Genomic DNA, 20891 nt, shown 5'->3' with positions numbered 1-20891 from the left:
TGTTTGGATTTTCCAACCAACCAACAACAAACAACCATCAACTAAAAACTAAATACTCCTCCCACTAGCACGGCTAATTATGCCCGTGTTGTTTGTAAAGTCATAACTTAAACGCAGCATTAAACAGATGAGAAACGCCCAAACTAATCAGTTTGACTACGTTAAAATCGGCTTGGCATCGCCCGAACGTATTCGTCAGTGGGGTGAAAGAACACTACCAAATGGTCAGGTCGTTGGTGAAGTTACTAAGCCGGAGACCATTAATTATCGGACTCTCAAACCAGAGATGGATGGCTTGTTCTGCGAGCGCATCTTTGGCCCGGCAAAAGATTGGGAATGCCATTGCGGTAAATATAAGAGAGTGCGCCATCGGGGGATTGTTTGCGAACGCTGTGGTGTGGAAGTTACCGAATCACGAGTACGCCGCCACCGCATGGGTTACATTAAACTCGCCGCACCTGTAGCCCACGTTTGGTATCTCAAAGGTATTCCTAGTTATATCTCCATCCTGTTGGATATGCCACTGCGGGATGTAGAGCAAATTGTTTATTTCAATTCCTATGTTGTTCTTAGCCCTGGTAATGCTGAAACCCTCAGCTATAAACAATTACTCAGTGAGGATCAGTGGCTAGAAATAGAAGATCAGATTTACAGCGAAGATTCAACTTTACAAGGTGTAGAGGTAGGCATTGGTGCAGAGGCATTACTGCGACTACTTGCTGATATTAACCTCGAACAAGAAGCTGAAACTCTGCGGGAAGAAATTACCACCGCCAAAGGTCAAAAACGAGCAAAGCTCATTAAACGCCTGCGGGTAATTGACAACTTTATCGCCACTGGCTCCAAACCAGAGTGGATGGTAATGGCAGTAATTCCTGTCATCCCACCAGATTTGCGCCCAATGGTGCAGCTTGATGGTGGACGGTTTGCAACCAGCGACTTGAACGATTTGTATCGGCGAGTCATCAACCGCAATAACCGTCTGGCACGTTTGCAGGAAATTTTAGCTCCGGAGATTATCGTTCGCAACGAGAAGCGGATGCTACAAGAAGCGGTAGACGCATTAATTGATAATGGTCGACGCGGACGGACTGTAGTTGGAGCAAATAACCGACCCTTAAAATCTTTATCAGACATTATTGAAGGGAAACAAGGGCGTTTCCGGCAAAACTTGCTCGGTAAACGGGTAGACTACTCTGGGCGTTCCGTAATTGTGGTGGGGCCAAAGTTAAATATCCACCAATGCGGTTTGCCACGGGAAATGGCAATTGAGCTATTCCAGCCGTTTGTGATCCACCGCCTCATTCGTAGTGGCATGGTAAACAACATTAAAGCTGCGAAAAAGCTGATCTCCCGGTCTGACCCCAGTGTTTGGGATGTCTTGGAAGAAGTGATTGAAGGACACCCAGTTTTACTCAACCGCGCTCCCACTCTGCACCGCTTAGGTATTCAGGCTTTTGAGCCAATTTTGGTAGAAGGAAGAGCGATCCAGCTACACCCGTTGGTGTGTCCAGCTTTTAACGCTGACTTTGACGGCGACCAAATGGCGGTACATGTACCGTTATCTCTGGAATCACAAGCTGAAGCACGGTTATTGATGCTGGCTTCTAACAACATTTTGTCTCCTGCTACAGGTAAGCCGATCATTACACCTAGCCAAGACATGGTGTTAGGTTCGTATTACTTAACCGCAGAAAATCCCCACGCCACCAAGGGTGCAGGACGCTATTTTGCTTCTTTAGACGACGTAATTATGGCTTTTGATCAGGAACAGGTAGACCTGCACGCCTACATCTATGTCCGCTACGACGGCGAAGTTGAGTCAGACCAAGCAGATCATGAGCCACGAGAAGTGGTTAAAAATGATGATGGTAGTGTGACTAAGTTGTATAAATACCGTCGAGTCAGAGAAGACGCTCAGGGAAATCTCATTTCTCAGTATATATACACAACACCAGGTCGTGTAATTTACAATAAGGCGATTCAGGAAGCACTAGCAAGTTAGGAAGTGTTGTTTGTTGTTAGTTGTTTGTAACAATCAACGAACAACCAACCATCAACCATCAACCATCAACCACCAACTACCAATAACTATTGACAAATGACTAACGACAAAATGATTTTCCGCAATCGCGTCGTTGACAAAGGTCAACTGCGTAATTTGATTTCTTGGGCGTTTACGCACTATGGTACAGCACGGACGGCTGTGATGGCGGACAAATTAAAAGATTTGGGTTTCCGCTATGCTACCAAAGCTGGGGTTTCAATCAGTGTAGAAGATTTGATGGTGCCTCCTTCCAAGCGATCGCTCCTGGAAGCCGCAGAAGCAGAAATTCGCGCCACAGAAGAACGCTACCAACGTGGGGAAATTACGGAAGTAGAGCGCTTCCAAAAAGTAATTGATACCTGGAATGGAACTTCTGAAGCTCTCAAAGACGAAGTTGTCACCCACTTCAAAAAGACAAATCCCCTCAACTCCGTGTATATGATGGCATTTTCCGGGGCTAGGGGTAACATTTCCCAAGTACGGCAATTAGTCGGGATGCGGGGACTGATGGCAGATCCCCAAGGGGAAATTATCGACTTACCGATCAAAACCAACTTCCGGGAAGGACTCACCGTTACCGAATACATTATTTCCTCTTACGGTGCGCGCAAAGGCTTAGTAGATACCGCCCTCCGCACAGCAGACTCCGGTTATCTCACCCGTCGTCTGGTGGATGTTTCCCAGGATGTGATTATCCGGGAATTTGACTGTGGTACTACCAGAGGAATTCCCATCCGGGCCATGACCGAAGGTGGTAAGACCTTGATTAGGCTAGAAACCCGCCTCATGGGGCGAGTTGTGGCGGAAGATGTGGTACATCCCACCACAGGCGAAGTTATCGCACCCCGAAATACACCGATTTCTGACGACTTGGCAAAAATCATCGAAAAATCAGGTGTAACTGAAGTAGTAGTGCGATCGCCCTTGACTTGTGAAGCAGCGCGATCAGTTTGCCAACATTGCTACGGCTGGAGTTTAGCCCACGCCAAAATGGTAGATTTGGGTGAAGCTGTAGGTATTATTGCTGCTCAGAGTATCGGTGAACCGGGTACTCAGTTGACGATGCGTACTTTCCACACAGGTGGTGTATTCACTGGGGAAGTAGCTAAACAAGAACGCGCTGTAATTGATGGTACAGTCCGTTTCCCCCGCCGCTTACGCACAAGACCCTATCGTACCCGTCACGGTGAAGATGCTTTGTATGTAGAAACCAACGGCACATTAACTTTGGATGCTGGTAACTCAACAAGCAGGGAAATTGCTGTTACCCAAGGTTCAACACTGTACGTTGTAGATGGACAACAAGTCAAGCAAGGTCAATTAATTGCAGAAGTCGCCCTTGGCGGACGTACAACCCGCGCTAATACAGAAAAAGCTGTGAAAGACGTAGCGTCTGACTTAGCCGGGGAAGTTAAGTTCGCTGATGTTGTCGCCGAACAAAAAACTGACCGTCAAGGCAACACCACCACCACAGCCGCACGGGGTGGTTTGATCTGGATTTTGTCAGGGGAAGTTTATAACTTACCACCTGGTGCGGAATTGGTAGTCAAAGAAAACGATACTGTCGCTACCAATGGTGTTCTAGCAGAAACCAAACTCACCACCCAGCATGGTGGTGTGGTACGTTTGCCCGAAGCCACCCCAGGCAAATCTACACGGGAGATTGAAATTATTACAGCTTCTGTAGTTTTAGACCAAGCTACAGTCACTGTCCAAAGCTCGCAAGGTAAAAATAACTACTTAGTTAGCACTGGTAACAATCAAGTCTTCAACTTGAGGGCAACCCCTGGTACAAAAGTCCAAAACGGTCAGGTAGTCGCCGAGTTGATTGACGACCGTTATCGTACCACTACTGGTGGAATGCTCAAATATGCTGGTGTAGAAGTCCAGAAAAAAGGTAAAGCCAAGCAAGGTTACGAAGTGGTGCAGGGCGGAACTTTACTGTGGATTCCCGAAGAAACCCACGAAGTTAATAAAGATATCTCCTTGCTGTTAGTGGAAGACGGTCAGTATGTTGAAGCTGGTACTGAGGTAGTCAAAGATATCTTCTGCCAAAACAATGGCGTCATCGAAGTCACCCAGAAAAACGACATTCTGCGAGAAGTGGTGATTAAACCAGGAGACCTGCTAATGGTGGATGACCCAGAAGCAGTGATGAGCAAAGATAACACCTTTGTCCAACCTGGTGAAGAACTGCTGGGACAAACCTTTAATGAACTGCGCTACATTCAGTACGTGGAAACACCAGAAGGCCCTGCCCTATTAAGTCGTTTGGTAGTTGAGTATGCTGTACCCAACAATCCTGATGTGCCTTCTACTACATCCGTGAGCCAGCAAACTGCCCGTTCAATTCAATTGCGGGCTGTACAAAGGCTGCCTTACAAAGATTCTGAGCGTGTTAAATGTGTTGAAGGCGTAGAACTGCTGCGAACCCAACTAGTGTTGGAAATTGAGCAAGAAGACGAGCAAGACCACACAGCTTCCCCCTTGGCAGCAGATATTGAGTTGGTTCCTGATGCCAATGATCCAGAAATTCAACGTTTGCAGCTGGTAATTTTGGAATCTTTAACGGTTCGTCGAGATATTACCGCTGATGCTACTCAAGGTAGTACAAATACAACCCTTGAAGTTGAAGACGGACAAACCATTGCTCCTGGTGCAGTAGTAGCACGCACCCAAATCTTATGTAAAGAAGGTGGTATTGTCCGGGGCGTCAAAAAAGGTACAGAAGCTGTTCGTCGTTGCTTGGTGTTGCGTCAACAACACGACATGATCAAGATGAATTGCGCTGTCCAACCCAAATTAAAGCCGGGTGACTTGGTGGTAGAGGGTACAGAAATTGCTCCTGGAGTCTTTGCTGAAGAATCTGGGCAAGTTGTAGCTGTGAAAAAAGTAGAGAGTGCAGGAGAAACTGCGGCTGATGAATCGGCACTGGCTACTCAAAACTACTCTGTTACCATCCGTGTTGGTCGTCCCTACCGCGTCAGTGGTGGTGCTATCTTACAAGTAGAAGACGGCGATTTGGTACAGCGCGGTGATAACTTGGTGTTGCTAGTATTTGAACGCGCCAAGACAGGAGACATCATCCAAGGTTTGCCGAGAATTGAAGAACTCCTCGAAGCTCGTAAGCCGAAAGAGGCATGTATATTAGCTAAGAGAGCAGGAGAAGTTAAGGTCATCTATGGTGATGGTGATGAAGCGATCGCCGTAAAAGTGATCGAACCTAACGGTGTAGTTACAGACTATACCATTGGCCCTGGACAGAACTTAGTAGTTACAGATGGGCAAACAGTCAGTGCTGGACAGACACTCACAGATGGACCAGCCAACCCCCATGAGATCCTGGAAGTCTTCTTTAACCTTGGTTCTGAAGATGGAGTCTATGCCTGTGCTAGCCATGCCTTACAGAAGGTGCAAACCTTCCTGGTGAATGAAGTACAACTGGTGTATCAGTCCCAAGGCATTGATATTGCTGATAAACACATTGAAGTGATTGTTCGCCAGATGACTTCTAAAGTGCGGGTTGATGATGGTGGTGATACCACTATGCTGCCTGGTGAATTGGTAGAACTACGTCAAATCGAACAGGTAAACGAAGCTATGGCAATTACCGGCGGTGCGAGGGCGCAATATACTCCCGTATTGTTGGGTATTACCAAAGCATCTTTGAATACTGATAGCTTCATTTCTGCCGCGTCCTTCCAAGAAACTACTCGGGTATTAACCGAAGCAGCAATAGAAGGTAAATCTGACTGGTTACGTGGTTTGAAAGAAAACGTGATTATCGGACGATTAATTCCTGCTGGCACAGGCTTTAATACCTACGAAGAACCTGGTATAGTCGAAGACTACACTGATTCCTTCAGCAGTAGCGTCTTGGATGAAGTAGAAGATCCATTAGATATGGTACTGGACGATCGCACAGCCCGTACCTACAACTTGGATTCGCCAACTCTAGGAGTAGGAGAAATGACTTATGGCAGTAGACCAAAGTCGATTTTGGATGATGATGATGATTTGATTCCTAGTGAAATCAACGATCTGACAGAAGACGACGAAGATGATTACGATGAAGATGATTTCGAGGACGAAGACGACGAATAAACTAGCGTAGTCATAAATTCAGGCGGGGATGTAGTGAAGTTGGCTACATCCCCGCTTTTTGTTAGTCTGGGTGTATATGCAGAGAGTACTAAGAAGACTTATAAAGCTTTTATAGTTTTTTTACCGAAGAAAGGCAGAGGGTAGTCCCTATTAAACAAGTTCCACCACCAGGCATGAAAATTTAACTCTGACTACACCTCTACACCCTTACATCCCCACACCCATTTTCAAGCTAGACTCTCATGTGATAAATCACACAACGAGGGCATGAAAATTTAACTCTGACTACACCCCTACAACCTTACACCCCCACACCCATTTTCAAGACAGTCAATCACGCTGCTGTTTTGGCACAACCAAACATGAAAATTTTTACCCCTTCTGCCATCTGCGGGGCCCCACAAATTCGCGATTCGGAGAGCGAATTTGTGGGGAACCCCTTCTGCCTTGTGCCATCTGCCTTATTTTCAAGACAGAAAAATATATCTGTTATATCAGTGACAGAAATATTTTGAGAATTTGTAGGAAAATAAATAAGTATATTTACTCTGTTAATTTCTGGCTCAGGCAATTTGAAAATCCTCGTTGACAATTGATCTCATCCTTAGGAAAAAATTCATTTTTGTTTGACAGTATTTATGAAAGCCTCTTTATATTTTGTTTTCACCACTAGAAATACGTTAAAATTAGGTACTCGATAAATCAGTTATCTCATTCACCACCTGTTGCCAAGTGGTTGTGATCGCTTAAAATTTAACCCATCTTCAAATGATATCTATTGATAGAGGTAATAAAGTGTAAATAGCTAAAGTTCAAAGACCGAAATTTAGACATCCGATCATCTGTATCCATACAATAATGTTAGCTACTAAATTAGAAATATAGGTAGAAAGTATACTTAGAGCCTACCTATGCAATCAAAAGCCGACTAAAATATGAAAACAATCTATCTCCCTACTTTGGGGATATGACAAACATGAAAAAAGTAGTAATTGGTTGGCTATCAATTGAGAGTAACTAGTAAGACTTTTCTAAGTACTGCTAAATTAGCCGGAAACCGACCAGAACAATCACAATTTAGTAGCCTTTGTAAAAAATTCATATGCTACAAACCTTGAGAGTATCAAAAAAATCCAGGTTAAGCTAGAAAAGAGAGTTGGTGTTAGCTACCCTTCCCCCTGAGGGCAAGAAGCAAAACTCATTCTCAAGCGGGAATATTTTAAAGTTGGCATTGTCCTTACTCCATGCTGCGAATCATTACTCAGCAGGCAGACGTCAGATCAGAATTACAAAGGATCTGCGATCGCACCAATGACGAACAGGTGCTTCATAAAGAAGCAACAGTGCGGGAAGTGTTGCAAGCGGTGAAGCGCCAAGGTGATAAAGCTGTATTACATTACACAGCAGAATTTGACCATCAAATTCTCAAGCCAGAAGAACTACGGGTTACAGGTTCAGAAATAGATGCCGCCTATCAACAGGTCTCAAAACAATTGGTGGAAGCAATTAGATTGGCTTGTCGTCAAATCGAAGCGTTTCACCGCCAACGAGTTCCAAAAAGCTGGGTACACTTTGATGATGATGAAGTAGTTCTCGGCAAACGCTATACTCCTGTAGATCGAGCAGGAATATACGTACCTGGTGGTCGTGCCGCATACCCGAGTACGGTCTTAATGAATGCAATTCCTGCTCAGGTGGCAGGAGTACGCCGTATTATTATGGTGACACCACCAGGAGCAAGTAAAACTATTTACCCAGCCGTATTGGTAGCTGCCCAAGAAGTTGGGTTGCAAGAAATTTATCGCGTCGGTGGAGCGCAAGCGATCGCTGCTTTGGCCTATGGCACGAAAACAATCCCTAAAGTCGATGTCATCACCGGTCCAGGTAACATTTATGTAACTTTGGCAAAAAAACTGGTCTATGGGACAGTCGGTATTGATTCTTTAGCGGGACCGAGCGAAGTGCTGATTATTGCCGATGAAACCGCAAATCCCGTTCATGTAGCAGCAGATATGTTAGCACAAGCTGAACACGATCCAATGGCGGCGGCAATTTTATTGACGACGGATCCGGCTTTAGCTAAGAACGTCCAAGTTGCTGTAGAAAGACAATTGGTAGATCACCCGAGACGCACCCTTACAGAAAAAGCCCTCGCCCACTACGGCTTGATTGTGATTGTAGAATCCCTACAGGCAGCAGCCGAACTCTCTAATGAATTTGCTCCCGAACACTTAGAACTAGAAGTGGAAGATCCTTGGGAGAAAGTTCTACCATTCATTCGCCATGCTGGGGCAATTTTCTTAGGTCACTCCACACCGGAAGCAGTAGGAGACTATATTGCTGGACCCAACCATACCTTACCTACCTCTGGTACAGCCCGCTATGCTTCACCATTAGGAGTCGAAACTTTCCTCAAACACTCAAGTATTATTCAGTACTCACAAACTGCCTTGGAGAAAGTAGCAGGCGCAATTGATGCACTAGCAGCAGCTGAAGGCTTACCCTCTCATGCTGATTCCGTAAGACGGCGAGTTCAAAAAGAAGAATAAATCAAATTGTTGGTAGTTGATGGTTAGTAGTTGGTTGTTAAGACAATAAATCCCAAACAACAAACAACAAACAACAAATAACCACTAACAATTATTAAATTTTCTCCAGACTTTTGACAAAAACCAATTTGTGGCGTCAAACTTAAACTTTAAGACTACATTTACCTTAGTATAATCTTGAAAATCATCAATTTTAATTGCAGGGGTTTGCGCTTTTGGAGATACAAGCCGTGCTAAAGACTATTTTGGTAGCTCTAGATTCTTCAGGCATTGCAGAGCGAGTCATTGAAACTTTAAACGATTTAGTATTACCAAAAGACAGCAAAGTTGTCCTTTGTCATGTTTTTCCTCCCCCTGACTCAGAAATGGAATTGCCTGCCGATAGGCCTCACTCAGATTCCCCAGCCCTTTCTTATCTACAGATCGAAAAACAACTGCAATCTTACCAAGCACAGTTACCTGTAGCAAGCGAAATAGAATTAGTCACTGGCGATCCGGCAGAAGAAATTATCCGTCTTGCCAATATTTACAAAGCTGATTTAATTGTGATTGGTAGTCGTGGATTAACTGGTATGAACCGAATAGTTCAGGGTTCGGTTAGTAGTCAAGTAGTAGAAGAAGCCCATTGCTCAGTGTTTGTAGTTAAGCTTAATTGAAGATAAGGCAGCTATGCTGAGGGCAGAAGGATTAAAATCTTTGGCTGATAGCAAAAGTCATCTTGACATTACTCAATAAAAGCATGAGTCTACTTAAGTAGACTTAAGCTATGAGCAAGCTATTTATTTGAAGGCGAGACGTTGGTAATTCTTAAGAGTGGTACAAATTTGAAGTTAAAACTATTAGTATAAAGAAGAATTTTTTGATAATTTGCTTAAAAATAAATGTGATTAATTAAGTATAGAAGTATCCAATACCTTAGTGCTTTCGCAAAAATCACAGTAAGTGTAATACCAATTCCCTTTAAACGTGAAACAATATTTGTGTTGTACCAGACGTGCCATGGCACGTCTGGTACAGGATTTAAATGTATTATGATTAACGTGAAATGGTGTAATACCATTTCGCTAAAATAAGGCAACAGATGAGAGAATGAGATAAAAGGTTAATTTGGGGAATCAAAATGTCAGGGGTATATCATCTAGACATCAAAGAAAGTGCAGAAGAACTCAAGCAGATGCTGTTAGAACAAAAAGTAGCAAGTATCAAAGAAAAAGTTCAAGCACTGTACTTACTAAAAACAGGGTATAGTCAAACAGTCAGTAAGACAGCACAGATGATCGGCAGAAATCGTTCGACAGTACAGGAATGGCTACGAGTATACCGAAATGAAGGAATAGAAGGAATACTACAACAAAAGCATTCTCCAGGTAGACCGAGAGCAATACCAAAGTGGGCAGAAAAAGCACTATCTCAGCAGTTACAAAAACGAGAGGGATTTAACAATTATCAGGAGATTGTAGAATGGCTCAAGCAAAATTGTGGGATTGAAGGGAAATATAAAACTGTCTATAAGTTGGTACATTATCGCTTAGAAGCATCACCGAAAGTACCAAGACCACAAAGTATAGAGCAATCTCAAGTCCAAGTAGAAAACTTAAAAAAAATAGCAGAGAACCTAGCTATGCTGCACTATTTTTGCGTCACAGTGTTATACACAACGGCAACAGTTAGGTTTTTCTGTGGAGACGAAACACGCATTGGGCTGAAGACAATCACAGGTAGAAAAATTACCTCTAGTGGAGTAAAACCCGTTGGAGTACATCAATGGAAGTTTCAGGCAACATATCTATATGGAATTATTGAACCTTTAACTGGAGAACATTTCTTTTGGGAGTTTTCACACCTCAATACTGACTGTTTTCAGATATTTCTAGATTTAGTAGCTCAACACTTTAGCGATAGCTTTTTGATTCTACAATTGGATAATGGTGCTTTTCATAAGGCTAAACGTCTTCGTGTGCCTGATAATATTATTTTATTTTTTCAGCCTTCCCATTCTCCCGAACTGAATCCCATTGAACAAGTTTGGCAATATCTCAAACGTCATTTACGTTGGTTAATGCCGAAAACTCTTGAAGAGTTGCGCTCTGCACTTTACTTTCACATTGGTAATTTAACCACATCTATCATTGCATCTATTGCTAGGCGAAAGTACATTCTTGAGGCTCTATCTGTTGCCGGATTTTAGAGAATTGGTATAACAACGCTTTGCTTTGGTATCACTACAATAGATTAATTGAGGGAAAACCCTTAGATATCTAGCTCCAAAATCTCAAACACCAAATCCCAAAGGGTGTTAGTCAAGCTCCCTTATAAAAGCGATTTGCTGACTCTTGATTTCACTTGAATATGATTTATGATTGACTTATCCGCTCATTAAAGTAAAAAATTCGCATACTAGTTGCTCAAATTGAAATACTGATGGGTTGGTACTGAGTTCAGTTGTATGGGCTACGCTTACCTGTGTTTAGGTGATCATGGCGAAATCTAAAAAGACCACCAATCAACAAATTAATCTTAACGATACACAATATTACTTAAATCGTGAGTTAAGCTGGCTAGAATTCAATAGCAGAGTATTGCATGAAGCTCTGGATTCACGCACACCCCTTTTAGAACGCCTCAAGTTTTTGGCTATCTTCAGTTCTAACTTAGATGAGTTCTTCATGGTGCGCGTTGCAGTTTTAAAGCAACAAGTAGAAGCAAAAGTTAGCCAATTAAGTTTTGACGGTCGGACACCACAACAACAGTTGGATGATATCAGTTTTGTTTTACGTCCTTTAGTCGCGCAACAACATCAACATTTTGAGCAAGTATTAAGACCTCTTTTAGCCAATCACAACATCCATATTTTGGATTACATAGATTTGACTGAAAAACAGCGTAAATATTTAGACAATTATTTTGAAGAACAAATCTTTCCTGTTATCACTCCTCTTGCTGTTGACCCTAGCCATCCTTTCCCCTACATTTCTAATCTCAGTTTAAATTTAGCAGTTGTAGTTAAAAATCCAGAAACAGAAGAAGAATTTTTTGCGAGAGTTAAAGTTCCGAAAGTTCTGCCTCGATTTTTACCTTTACCCCCAGAGTTGGGAATTCAACGGCATGGTAAACCCGCTTTATGGACTGGTGTACCCTTGGAACAAGCGATCGCTCACAATTTAGAGTCGCTGTTTCCAGGAATGAACATTCAAGAATATCATCCCTTCCGGATTACTCGTGATGCTGATTTAGAACTGGAAGAAGATGAAGCCGAGGATTTGCTACTTTTAATTGAGCAAGAATTGCGAAAACGCCGAGTCGGTGGTACTCCTGTTCGATTAGAAATTCAATCCCAAACTCCTGATGTCATACGTAATCGACTATTGCAGGATTTGGAGTTAACTGAAAGTGATGTTTATGAAGTAGATGGTCTTTTGGGACTACACGACTTAATGTATTTTATGTCTTTGAGCGTCCCAGCAGAACTGAAAGATCCTCCTTGGCAGTCTGTTGTACCCCCTCGCCTGCAACGCATTCGCGAAGTTAATCCCAGTTCCGAGGTTTTAGAAATAGAAGAAGGCAGAGACTTTTTTGCTGTGATTCGGGAACGAGATTTACTGGTACACCATCCTTATCAATCTTTTACAGCATCAGTAGTGCGCTTTATTACCAGTGCTGCCCATGACCCGAATGTCTTAGCAATTAAAATGACTCTGTACCGTACCTCTGGTGATTCACCAATCATAAATGCCCTAATTGCTGCTGCGGAAAATGGCAAGCAAGTATCTGTATTGGTAGAACTGAAAGCGCGGTTTGATGAAGAGAATAATATATATTGGGCTAAGCGTTTAGAAAGCGTCGGGGTTCACGTTGTTTACGGTCTAGTTGGTTTGAAAACCCACTCTAAAATTGTCATGGTTGTACGGCGCGAACAAGACCGTATCCGTCGCTATGTTCATATTGGCACTGGCAATTACAACCCCAAAACAGCACGATTGTATACAGATTTGGGATTATTTACTTGCCAAGAAGAGTTGGGAGCAGATGTTACAGATGTATTTAATTTCTTGACTGGATACTCACGACAAAAGTCTTACCGCCAATTATTAGTGGCGCCTGTAAATTTACGCGATCGCTTTGTTGGACTGATCGAAAGAGAAATCGAAAATGCCCAAAAAGGATTTTCCGGACGTATCGTTGCCAAAATGAACTCTCTTGTCGATCCACAAATCATTTCTGAACTTTATAAAGCTTCCCGCGCAGGTGTACAAATCGACTTAATTGTCAGGGGTATTTGCTGTTTACGCCCTGGACTTAAAGACGTCAGCGAAAATATTCGCGTGATTAGTATTGTGGGTCGATTTTTAGAACACTCCCGGATTTTTTATTTCTACAACAATGGTGAAGAAGAAATTTATATTGGCAGTGCCGACTGGATGCCTCGCAACCTGGATCGGCGAGTGGAAGTAGTTACCCCGATATTAGACCCAGATATTGCTAAAGATTTGCAAGAAATCTTGGGTATTATGTTGGCAGATAATCGCCAAGCTTGGGAGTTACAACCAGATGGCAGTTACATTCAACGTCGTCCTGGTGAAGATTGTCCTGAGGCTAGTTCGCAAAAAATTCTTATGTCTATGGCTTTAAACCAACCAGCGATCGCCTCAAATTTGATGAATTCAAGAAAGAGTTACGTGTATCCTGACAAGTAGTTCAATAATTTTCTTGAAAAAATTTAATATTACTAAATATTCATACTTTTTAAATATTTTAAAAAGATTGAATTTATTCAACCATAGGATAGAGTTAGTTCCAGTAGTTATTCCCATAAACTATAAAGGCTGTCATGCATTAACCTTATAGTTTGCTTGGATGTTAATGTTGTCTTGTGAGTCTTCTACCTTGCGCGTTCTAGTGGTTGATGACCACGAACTAACACGCTTAACTCTGCAATTAATATTTTCTGCTCAAGAAAATATTCACGTTGTAGGATTAGCTTGTAATGGTCAGGAAGCCATAGAAATGGTTAAGCGCCACAAGCCTGATGTGATTGTTCTGGACTTGCAAATGCCAGTTATGGATGGGTGGAGTGCGTCTGGTGAGATTAAAGCTATTGCTCCTAGCACTCAGATTATTGCTTACTCATCAGTAGATGACTCTAAACTTATTGAAGGAAAGGCAAGAGCTTGTTTAGATGCTGTTTGTAAAAAAGATGTGCCTACCACAGAACTAGTTTCCTTGGTTAGACAACTAGGACAAAGGACTATTAATGGTACTTTTGCTGGATAAACAAACACAAATGCTGATTTGGGAATTTGGGGATTTGGAAGAAATGGAAAAGGTGTCGGTAGAACCAGAATGAAGGGTTGCTACCGACATAAATTTTATTGCTGTAGCTTAGTTTGGCTTAATTAGATTTCTGTTTCAGGAAAAGTGCGTCTATATTCATCTATTAACTCATCCATTTCTTCCAAAGCTTGATTGACGTCTATTCTTAAAGTCCCCAAATTAGGCTGCTCCAGTAAGCTGAGTAGGTACTCCCGCTTGCTTTGAATTTGGGCAATTTGTTCTTTGATGGTTTGTGCGTCCATAATTTTGGATTTCCGTCTTGCACTATGTTCAAATTCAAAGTTAACTCAAAACAATAGAGACTTTTCTCTATCCTCTTCCCTAATCTGTTGGCGATCGCCGATGATAATAAAACTGGTGCTAAGAAAAACTATTAAAAATTTAAGTCATGTTACGCCAAGTTTCTCTGGGAACCCTGGGTTTAACCATCGGTGGTATCTTAACCATCATCGGCTTCATCGCCTACGCTAACGATAACGCTACTCTCAATCTAGTCGGATTTTTTTACGGGATTCCATTAGTGCTAGGAGGATTAGCACTTAAAGCTAATGAACTCAAACCCGTACCCTTCAGTCAACCTACTGCACCCACCGTTTTGGCACTGCGTCAGCAGCAAGCAACTCCCACTCAAAATAAAATTCGCAAAGACCTGACTCGTTATTCCTACGGACAAGATGCTCATTTTGATCGTGCTTTATCCTACTTAGGTTTAACTTGTTCAGATGGAGAACTACCACTGATTACAGGGTTAAGAGAAGAAGATATCAACGGAAATTACGCCTTGATTTTAGAATTTGATTCCTCAGCACTACCAATTGATATTTGGCAGCAAAAACAAGAGAAAATGGTCAGTTATTTTGGCCCTGGAGTCGATGTCAAAGTCACACAGCCAGGAGAAAATACCATTGAACTAACACTGATTGCGACTACAAAATAGTCCTATGTTAATAGTCAATTGTCAAAACAATGGACTATTAACTATTAACTAAATTTATTTCTCTAAGCGCACTGCGTACCATTGTAAATATTGCCCAGGGCCAATATCAAATTCACAACTAGTGTCAAGCAAATATTTCGCTCTTGCTTCTATAGAATTCAAAGACCGCAGATCAGGAGGTAAATCTTGAGGATTAAGTTTTTGGAGAATACCTGTCAATTTTTCTAATAATTCTGATGCTGTCAGAAACTGTTCCTCTTGATTTGTTTCTAAAACAACAAAATGATCTTCCTGGTACATTAATGAATCTGGCATAACAAATACTCAATAGTTTTCAATAGGATGGGTGTGAAGCAGAAAAAAACGAAAGCTTTTCACCTGATTTTTTGTCATCTTATCTTTAGTTTCAATATTTCAATCTACATAATTTATTTTGGTAGTTTTGTCTATTCTAAGTCAGAAACTATCAATTAAAACAACGTATTACCAGACTCAACAATCGATTCGCTCTTAGGGTTTCCCCAAACTCCCCTTTGTAGCACCTGGAGCGGAGGATTTGTATCAATAATTTTGTGAAATAGTATCACAATTAAAGGAATTTAAAAAACCTCTTTCCCTTTGCTTTTTAACATTTTCACTATAAATTTTATTTATAATTGCATCTATTTATTTTTTTAGACGTTAGTTAAGTAAATCTACCAAATCATTAGTGTTCTTTAATCAAAATTAAATCTATTAGTTTTGACTCCATAGTTAAAAATTGCAGATTTACAACATACTTACGCAATCAGCCCTTTTTGTCCTAATGCAGTTGGTGTTTAAACATACTGTGTAACCTCAGAGTGCGAAATACATTTGAAGTTTTCAAAAAAATAGTAATTGCTTGTTTGTAGTTGGGAAATATAAATAGTAACATTTCCCTACCTTGCAAGTGCGTGGTAGGAAAAAAGGGTAGAAACTGCCTTTGCTATTTTTCAAATTGGCGTTAATAAGGCTTTTTTGAATAAAAATGATCAAAACCAACAATTTGGCAACATTAGCATAAATATACTGGGTTTCTCATTGCCTAAGCTTTTATTTCCTATAAAATTCAACTCATGTTAGGGATAGGCTCATTTACTTCTATTTCCAATAAACCTCCTCTGATTCTCGTCGCTGATGATGATACAACCATGCGACTTCTGTTGCGTGAAGCCATGGAACAAGAAGGCTACCGAGTAGTCGAAGTCAGTAATGGTAAAGAGTGTTTAGATGCTTATACTGCCGTCAAACCTGATTTAATTTTGTTAGATGCGGTCATGCCAACAATGGATGGCTTTACCTGTTGTCAAGAATTAATGCAAATTGCCAAGAAAAATTTAGTGCTAGCACTTGCATCCCTTGATAATGTATCTGGTTGTGGCAATAGCTTGATTTCTACATTATGGGCTCGTACTCCTATACTGATGATTACAGGATTAGATGATCCTGACTCAGTAGACCGTGCTTTTGAGGCTGGAGCTAGTGATTTTGTCACTAAACCCATTCACTGGGCAGTATTGCGTCGACGGGTAAGAAAGCTATTACAACAAGGGCAGGTATATAAACAGTTAGAAGCAGCCAACCAAGCTTTGCAACAGCTTGCTAACGAAGATGGCTTAACTGGACTAGCTAATCGCCGTCGCTTTGATCAGTATTTCAATTCTCAGTGGTTGGAGTTAGCACAACAGCGATCGCCAATCTCATTAATTTTATGTGATATCGATTTTTTTAAACTTTATAACGATAAATATGGTCATCCTGCTGGGGATGTCTGTTTGCAAAAGGTGGCTAATGTTTTAAAAGACACAGCCCAAAAATATCAGGATTTAGTTGCACGTTATGGTGGTGAAGAATTTGCTGTGATTTTGCCTCACACTCATGATAGGGGTGCAGTTCACGTCGCAGCAGCAATGCAGGCTGGAGTGAGGGAGTTAGAAATCGTTCACTCTGGATCTACTGTTAGTCAGTTTGTAACTCTCAGTTTAGGAATCGCTACTATTATTCCCAATTTTGAAACTTCGCCCTTAGCTTTAATTGAAGCAGCCGATAAGGCACTTTACCAAGCAAAAGCAGAGGGACGCAACCGCATTATTATTAAGCAGATTTAAAAATTACAAAATTTAAATATTAAATATATTGATAAATTATTTCCAAGTAAAAGGTAAAGGAGTAAGGGATGGAAGGAACATCCCTTACCCTTTAACCAAGAAGTAATGATTTAATTCTTTTTTGTGCTTGTTTCGGTCAAGTTAGCCTTCCGCATCATTTGAGTGAGTCGATCTATTAATCGCACTTCTTGCTTACTGTCTTCTAGTATCTTGGCTACCGTAATTGCCCTTTCATAAAAATTACGGGCAGTTGGGAAATTACCTAGTTGCTCATATAACTGAGCGTAAGACTCAAAAGATTTTAATTCTTCTCGCCGATTTTGTAATTCTTGAGCTAAGATTAATCGCTGCTGTAGCAAGTCAAAAGCACGTTCATAGCGTCCCACAGAACTGTGAGCGCTAACTAGACCATCAATTGCTCGTAATTCGTTAACGCGATCGCCACTATACTTGGCAATTCGCAGTGCAGATCCATAAGTCCCAATAGTACCTTGATAATCTCCTGCTTCTAGATAGGCATCACCTAAATTATTGAGGGTGTTAGCCTCGCCGATGGGATCACGAACCTGACGGCGGAAACTTAAAGCATTCTCATAAAGTTTTATGGCTTTGTTGTAATTTCCTAACCTGGCATTTGCCAGTCCCAAATTACTTAAGGATAATCCTTCACCTTCGATATTTTTAACGTGGCGGGCAATTTCCACAGCTTCGGCAAAAGTTTGTAAACTAGCGGCGGGTTCCCCTTGTTGCAGCAACAATGTACCAATATTATTCAGGGCGAAAATTTGACTTTGAAAGTCATGGGTATCACGAGCGATCGCTAAGCGTCGGCGTATGGCGTTTTCTGCTTCTTTGTAACGACCCAACTGAACATAACCTCTACCAAGGTAATCGTAAATTAAACCTTGAGCGTTGAGATCACCAAGCGAGTGATAAATTTCTAGTGCTTGTAACCAAGACTCAATTGCTTTATCAGACTTGCCAGAGGCGTGTTGCTGCTGACCGATGCGCAGCAAAGTATCTGCTTGGTCTGTTGATTGTTGCACTACAGATTTATCTATCTGACGGTGGAGTTGTTCGGTAATATCCGCAGCATTCACCGCTATGGGATGAAATATAAAACTTGCAACTAAAAAGGGCAAGGGAGAAAGGGGAAAAGGTTTATTAGCTTTACCCTTTAAACTCTTTTTTCCCTGCTTGAATCTATAAATGAAAATTTGGTTAATTTTTGGTATCAAACACCATTGTTTCATAAACTTTGCCCGTGGAATTGCGGCTTGATGCAGAATGTTTTGTATGATTTTTATGAGTGTTACCAAATACAGATTAATTCTGTATTTCTACGCAATTGCAGGTGGCAGTAAATTTTCACCCAAGTAGATAGCACGAATATCTGTTGGTAATTTTTCCTCTAGCATACGATAACCTTCCTGGAGAAAATTGGCTACTTGGCTAGGAGCGATCACTTCTCCTTCAGCTTGTAGATAGGCAGCAATTCTCGTTTCGCTCCAGTGAAAGGTTTGAGCCATTAACACCATCAAGCGTAAAATTGGCGTCATTTGGTCTAAGGCTTGTTCTACATAACACCACAGTGGTACAGAGGTTGCTTTGAGAGAATAATGAATTGCTTCAGTAGGAGGAAGTTCAATCTCGTTGATGCAGTAAGCAGTCTGATCAATAAGCCAATTTTGTAAGGTCAGACTTTCCCTCCCAGGTTGAGTGCTACTGAGGTTAAGTCCACCCAATTCGTAGTAGATATGTCGCCAAGTCAAGGCAAATAAATAATCTGCTTGTACAGGCGATCGCGCTGAATGGCGAATTACTGTATAAACGATGGGACTATAACGGCAAAAAATAGCTGTAAAGTATCTTCCCGACTCTGGATGCTGCTGGAACAACCTAACGAGTTCTGGGTCAGTGTGATGGAACAGTGACTTAACTAAGGGATGGTTAGCTTCAGGAAAATGAGGAATTTGCACAGTCCGATTCTGCTTATGTTGTTAGAATTAACTTGGCGATAAAAATCTCTGTAATTAATCACATAGTCTCTTGGTGTCAGTCTATTTCGACCCAACACCAAGACGGATTAGCACTTGATACACTAGAAATAAAGACTTCATTTAAGTCATAATCTACAAAACAAAAGCGGCTCCCTTATATATAATTCCCGATTCTGTTCATGTTTATAGCAAGTGTGACATCATTCTTGGTTAATCCTTATACTTTTGCCTCTTTTTTACCTTCTATACCATTAGATAGCCTTTTTTCTACCCAAGGCATAATGGTAATGCTGCTAGCAGCCTATGCTGGGGCCATGTGGATGTTCCTCACCAGTGCGCCAAAGGTATACACAGTTATGGTGTCGGATTTGGAAATTGCGCGACAGTTATATGAAGGACTCCTAGATTTACCAGCAGCAGAAGTACCGCTACACTACTACTACAACTATGAACAAACTATAGGTGCAACAGGAGTTGACCCGCTTTACTTGGGGAGCAGCCCTTCCTTTTCTAACAAAATGACGAATGCAAGTGAGGGACTGTGGTATCAACTCAAGAAAAATACTCAGTTGCATGTAATTACGGGAGCCAGTTTAGGCAGCAAAAATCAACAACGCCACGTTTGCTTCGACCACGAATGTATGGAAATGATTTTAATGCGGGTAGAAGTGCGGGGGTTGAAATTCAAGATTCGCAGCAGAAAACCCTTAAACTTTTTGGTTAAGGACTACGAAGGGCGAATTATTGAGATGGCAGAAGTAGCAAATTAAAGGTAAAAAATTTTTCACCATCCTTTTTTCGGAAAATTATAGCTTGCTTCTGTAGTCACTACAGAAGGGTGTTAGATGTGACACCCCAATATTAGCCAGCCTACAATAGAGCAAATCTACAGGAGTAAGCAAGCAAGAATGTTTAAAAAAATGTTGGCAAGCGTTGGCATTGGCTCTGCTAAAGTCGATACACGTATTTTTAACGCTTCCGTGATTCCCGGTGATGTATTGGAAGGAGAAGTTTATATCACTGGTGGTGATGTAGCTCAAGATATAAGTGATATTTATTTAAAACTTGCCACTGAATATGAGCGTGAAGTCGATGATTCTACCATTCATGAAGAGTGTGTAATGGTCGATTACCGCTTGCTAGAGCGGTTGACTGTTCAGCCTAAAGAAGAAATTGTAGTACCGTTTACTTTAGAATTACCCTACGAAATGCCCTTGACTATGGGCAGAACACCAGTATATATCCGTACAGGCTTGGATATTAAAAGTGCTATCAATCCCAGGGATAGAGATGTTTTAGAAGTGAAACCTCATCCACTAATGCAACGAGTATTTGTAGCAGTAGAAAGATTAGGTTTTCACCTGCATAAAGTGGATTGTGAATATACCCACTCTTTTGGTGGTTCTTATCCATTTGTACAAGAATTTGAGTTCAAACCCAGTGGAGAATACAGAAACTATCTAGACGAGTTAGAAGTCATTTTCCGTTTACACCCAGAGGAGTTAGAAGTTTTGCTGGAGATTGATAAACGGGCCCGTGGCTTTGCAGGTTGGTTAGACGAAGCTTTTGATTTAGATGAGCGCTATGCACGCTTTTATCTAACAGAATCAGATTTAGATGAGGTGGATGTAGAGACGATGATTGATGACATGATTCGCAGTCATATTCATTAATTTTGCTTTTGTTAAGGGTAATAGTATGCACGCCTAGAACTAAAGTTCTAGGCTGATAGCAAAAGTCATCTCAAGATGAGCAAAGAAATTTATTTCTTGGCGGTCAAAAAATAGGTATAAG

At 41.5% G+C, this 20891-nt stretch carries 15 protein-coding genes; 11 read left to right on the top strand and 4 right to left on the bottom strand.

What is annotated here, in order from left to right:
• Positions 1-127: 127 nt before the first annotated feature.
• The 7 genes from UYI_RS39930 (at position 128) to UYI_RS0101495 (ending at position 13971) form a co-directional block, all read left to right on the top strand.
• Positions 128-2005 (top strand): DNA-directed RNA polymerase subunit gamma, encoded by a 1878-nt coding sequence (locus UYI_RS39930; RefSeq protein ID WP_016864934.1) that lies wholly within the window; start codon positions 128-130, stop codon positions 2003-2005.
• A gap of 96 nt (positions 2006-2101) precedes the next feature.
• Positions 2102-6151 carry a DNA-directed RNA polymerase subunit beta'' gene (locus UYI_RS0101525; RefSeq protein ID WP_016864933.1) on the top strand — a complete coding sequence of 1350 codons (4050 nt, stop codon included), beginning with the start codon at positions 2102-2104 and terminating at the stop codon, positions 6149-6151.
• A gap of 1244 nt (positions 6152-7395) precedes the next feature.
• Positions 7396-8700 (top strand): histidinol dehydrogenase, encoded by a 1305-nt coding sequence (gene hisD, locus UYI_RS0101515; protein ID WP_016864931.1) that lies wholly within the window; start codon positions 7396-7398, stop codon positions 8698-8700.
• A 230-nt stretch (positions 8701-8930) separates the two neighbouring features.
• Positions 8931-9356 (top strand): universal stress protein, encoded by a 426-nt coding sequence (locus tag UYI_RS0101510; RefSeq protein ID WP_016864930.1) that lies wholly within the window; start codon positions 8931-8933, stop codon positions 9354-9356.
• Positions 9357-9820: 464 nt separating this feature from the next.
• Positions 9821-10888, top strand: coding sequence for an IS630 family transposase (locus tag UYI_RS34415; RefSeq protein WP_016864929.1), 1068 nt, complete (start codon positions 9821-9823; stop codon positions 10886-10888).
• A gap of 289 nt (positions 10889-11177) precedes the next feature.
• Positions 11178-13394, top strand: coding sequence for a polyphosphate kinase 1 (gene ppk1, locus UYI_RS0101500; protein WP_016864928.1), 2217 nt, complete (start codon positions 11178-11180; stop codon positions 13392-13394).
• A gap of 160 nt (positions 13395-13554) precedes the next feature.
• Entirely contained in the window at positions 13555-13971 is a 417-nt protein-coding gene (locus tag UYI_RS0101495; protein WP_026085686.1) for a response regulator, read from the top strand.
• Between the two features lie 122 nt (positions 13972-14093).
• On the opposite strand, the gene UYI_RS0101485 is transcribed toward UYI_RS0101495, so the two are convergent.
• On the bottom strand, positions 14094-14273 hold the full coding sequence (locus UYI_RS0101485) for a hypothetical protein (RefSeq protein WP_016864925.1): 180 nt from the start codon (positions 14271-14273) through the stop codon (positions 14094-14096).
• Between the two features lie 146 nt (positions 14274-14419).
• Between UYI_RS0101485 and UYI_RS0101480 the strand changes: the two genes are divergently transcribed.
• A complete protein-coding gene (locus tag UYI_RS0101480; protein WP_016864924.1) occupies positions 14420-14968 on the top strand; it encodes a DUF2854 domain-containing protein in 549 nt (182 codons plus the stop codon).
• 54 nt (positions 14969-15022) lie between these two features.
• On the opposite strand, the gene UYI_RS0101475 is transcribed toward UYI_RS0101480, so the two are convergent.
• Positions 15023-15283: a chlororespiratory reduction protein 7 gene (locus tag UYI_RS0101475; RefSeq protein WP_026085685.1), complete on the bottom strand. Its 261-nt coding sequence runs from the start codon at positions 15281-15283 to the stop codon at positions 15023-15025.
• 782 nt (positions 15284-16065) lie between these two features.
• Between UYI_RS0101475 and UYI_RS0101470 the strand changes: the two genes are divergently transcribed.
• Positions 16066-17097, top strand: a complete 1032-nt coding sequence (locus tag UYI_RS0101470; RefSeq protein WP_016864922.1) for a response regulator — start codon at positions 16066-16068, stop codon at positions 17095-17097.
• 110 nt (positions 17098-17207) lie between these two features.
• Here UYI_RS0101470 and UYI_RS0101465 read toward each other — a convergent pair whose 3' ends face one another.
• On the bottom strand, positions 17208-18350 hold the full coding sequence (locus UYI_RS0101465) for a tetratricopeptide repeat protein (RefSeq protein ID WP_016864921.1): 1143 nt from the start codon (positions 18348-18350) through the stop codon (positions 17208-17210).
• Positions 18351-18437: 87 nt separating this feature from the next.
• Positions 18438-19076 (bottom strand): hypothetical protein, encoded by a 639-nt coding sequence (locus UYI_RS0101460; protein ID WP_016864920.1) that lies wholly within the window; start codon positions 19074-19076, stop codon positions 18438-18440.
• 200 nt (positions 19077-19276) lie between these two features.
• Between UYI_RS0101460 and UYI_RS0101455 the strand changes: the two genes are divergently transcribed.
• Together UYI_RS0101455 and UYI_RS0101450 are read left to right on the top strand one after the other, a co-directional pair.
• Positions 19277-19867, top strand: coding sequence for a hypothetical protein (locus UYI_RS0101455; protein ID WP_009456849.1), 591 nt, complete (start codon positions 19277-19279; stop codon positions 19865-19867).
• Positions 19868-20005: 138 nt separating this feature from the next.
• Positions 20006-20770, top strand: coding sequence for a sporulation protein (locus UYI_RS0101450; RefSeq protein ID WP_016864918.1), 765 nt, complete (start codon positions 20006-20008; stop codon positions 20768-20770).
• Positions 20771-20891: the final 121 nt, after the last annotated feature.

The organism is Fischerella muscicola PCC 7414 (assembly GCF_000317205.1).
In the GTDB taxonomy this organism is placed as follows: domain Bacteria; phylum Cyanobacteriota; class Cyanobacteriia; order Cyanobacteriales; family Nostocaceae; genus Fischerella; species Fischerella muscicola.
Note: the sequence above shows the minus strand (reverse complement) of the source record. Positions and strands in the feature narration are given on the sequence as shown.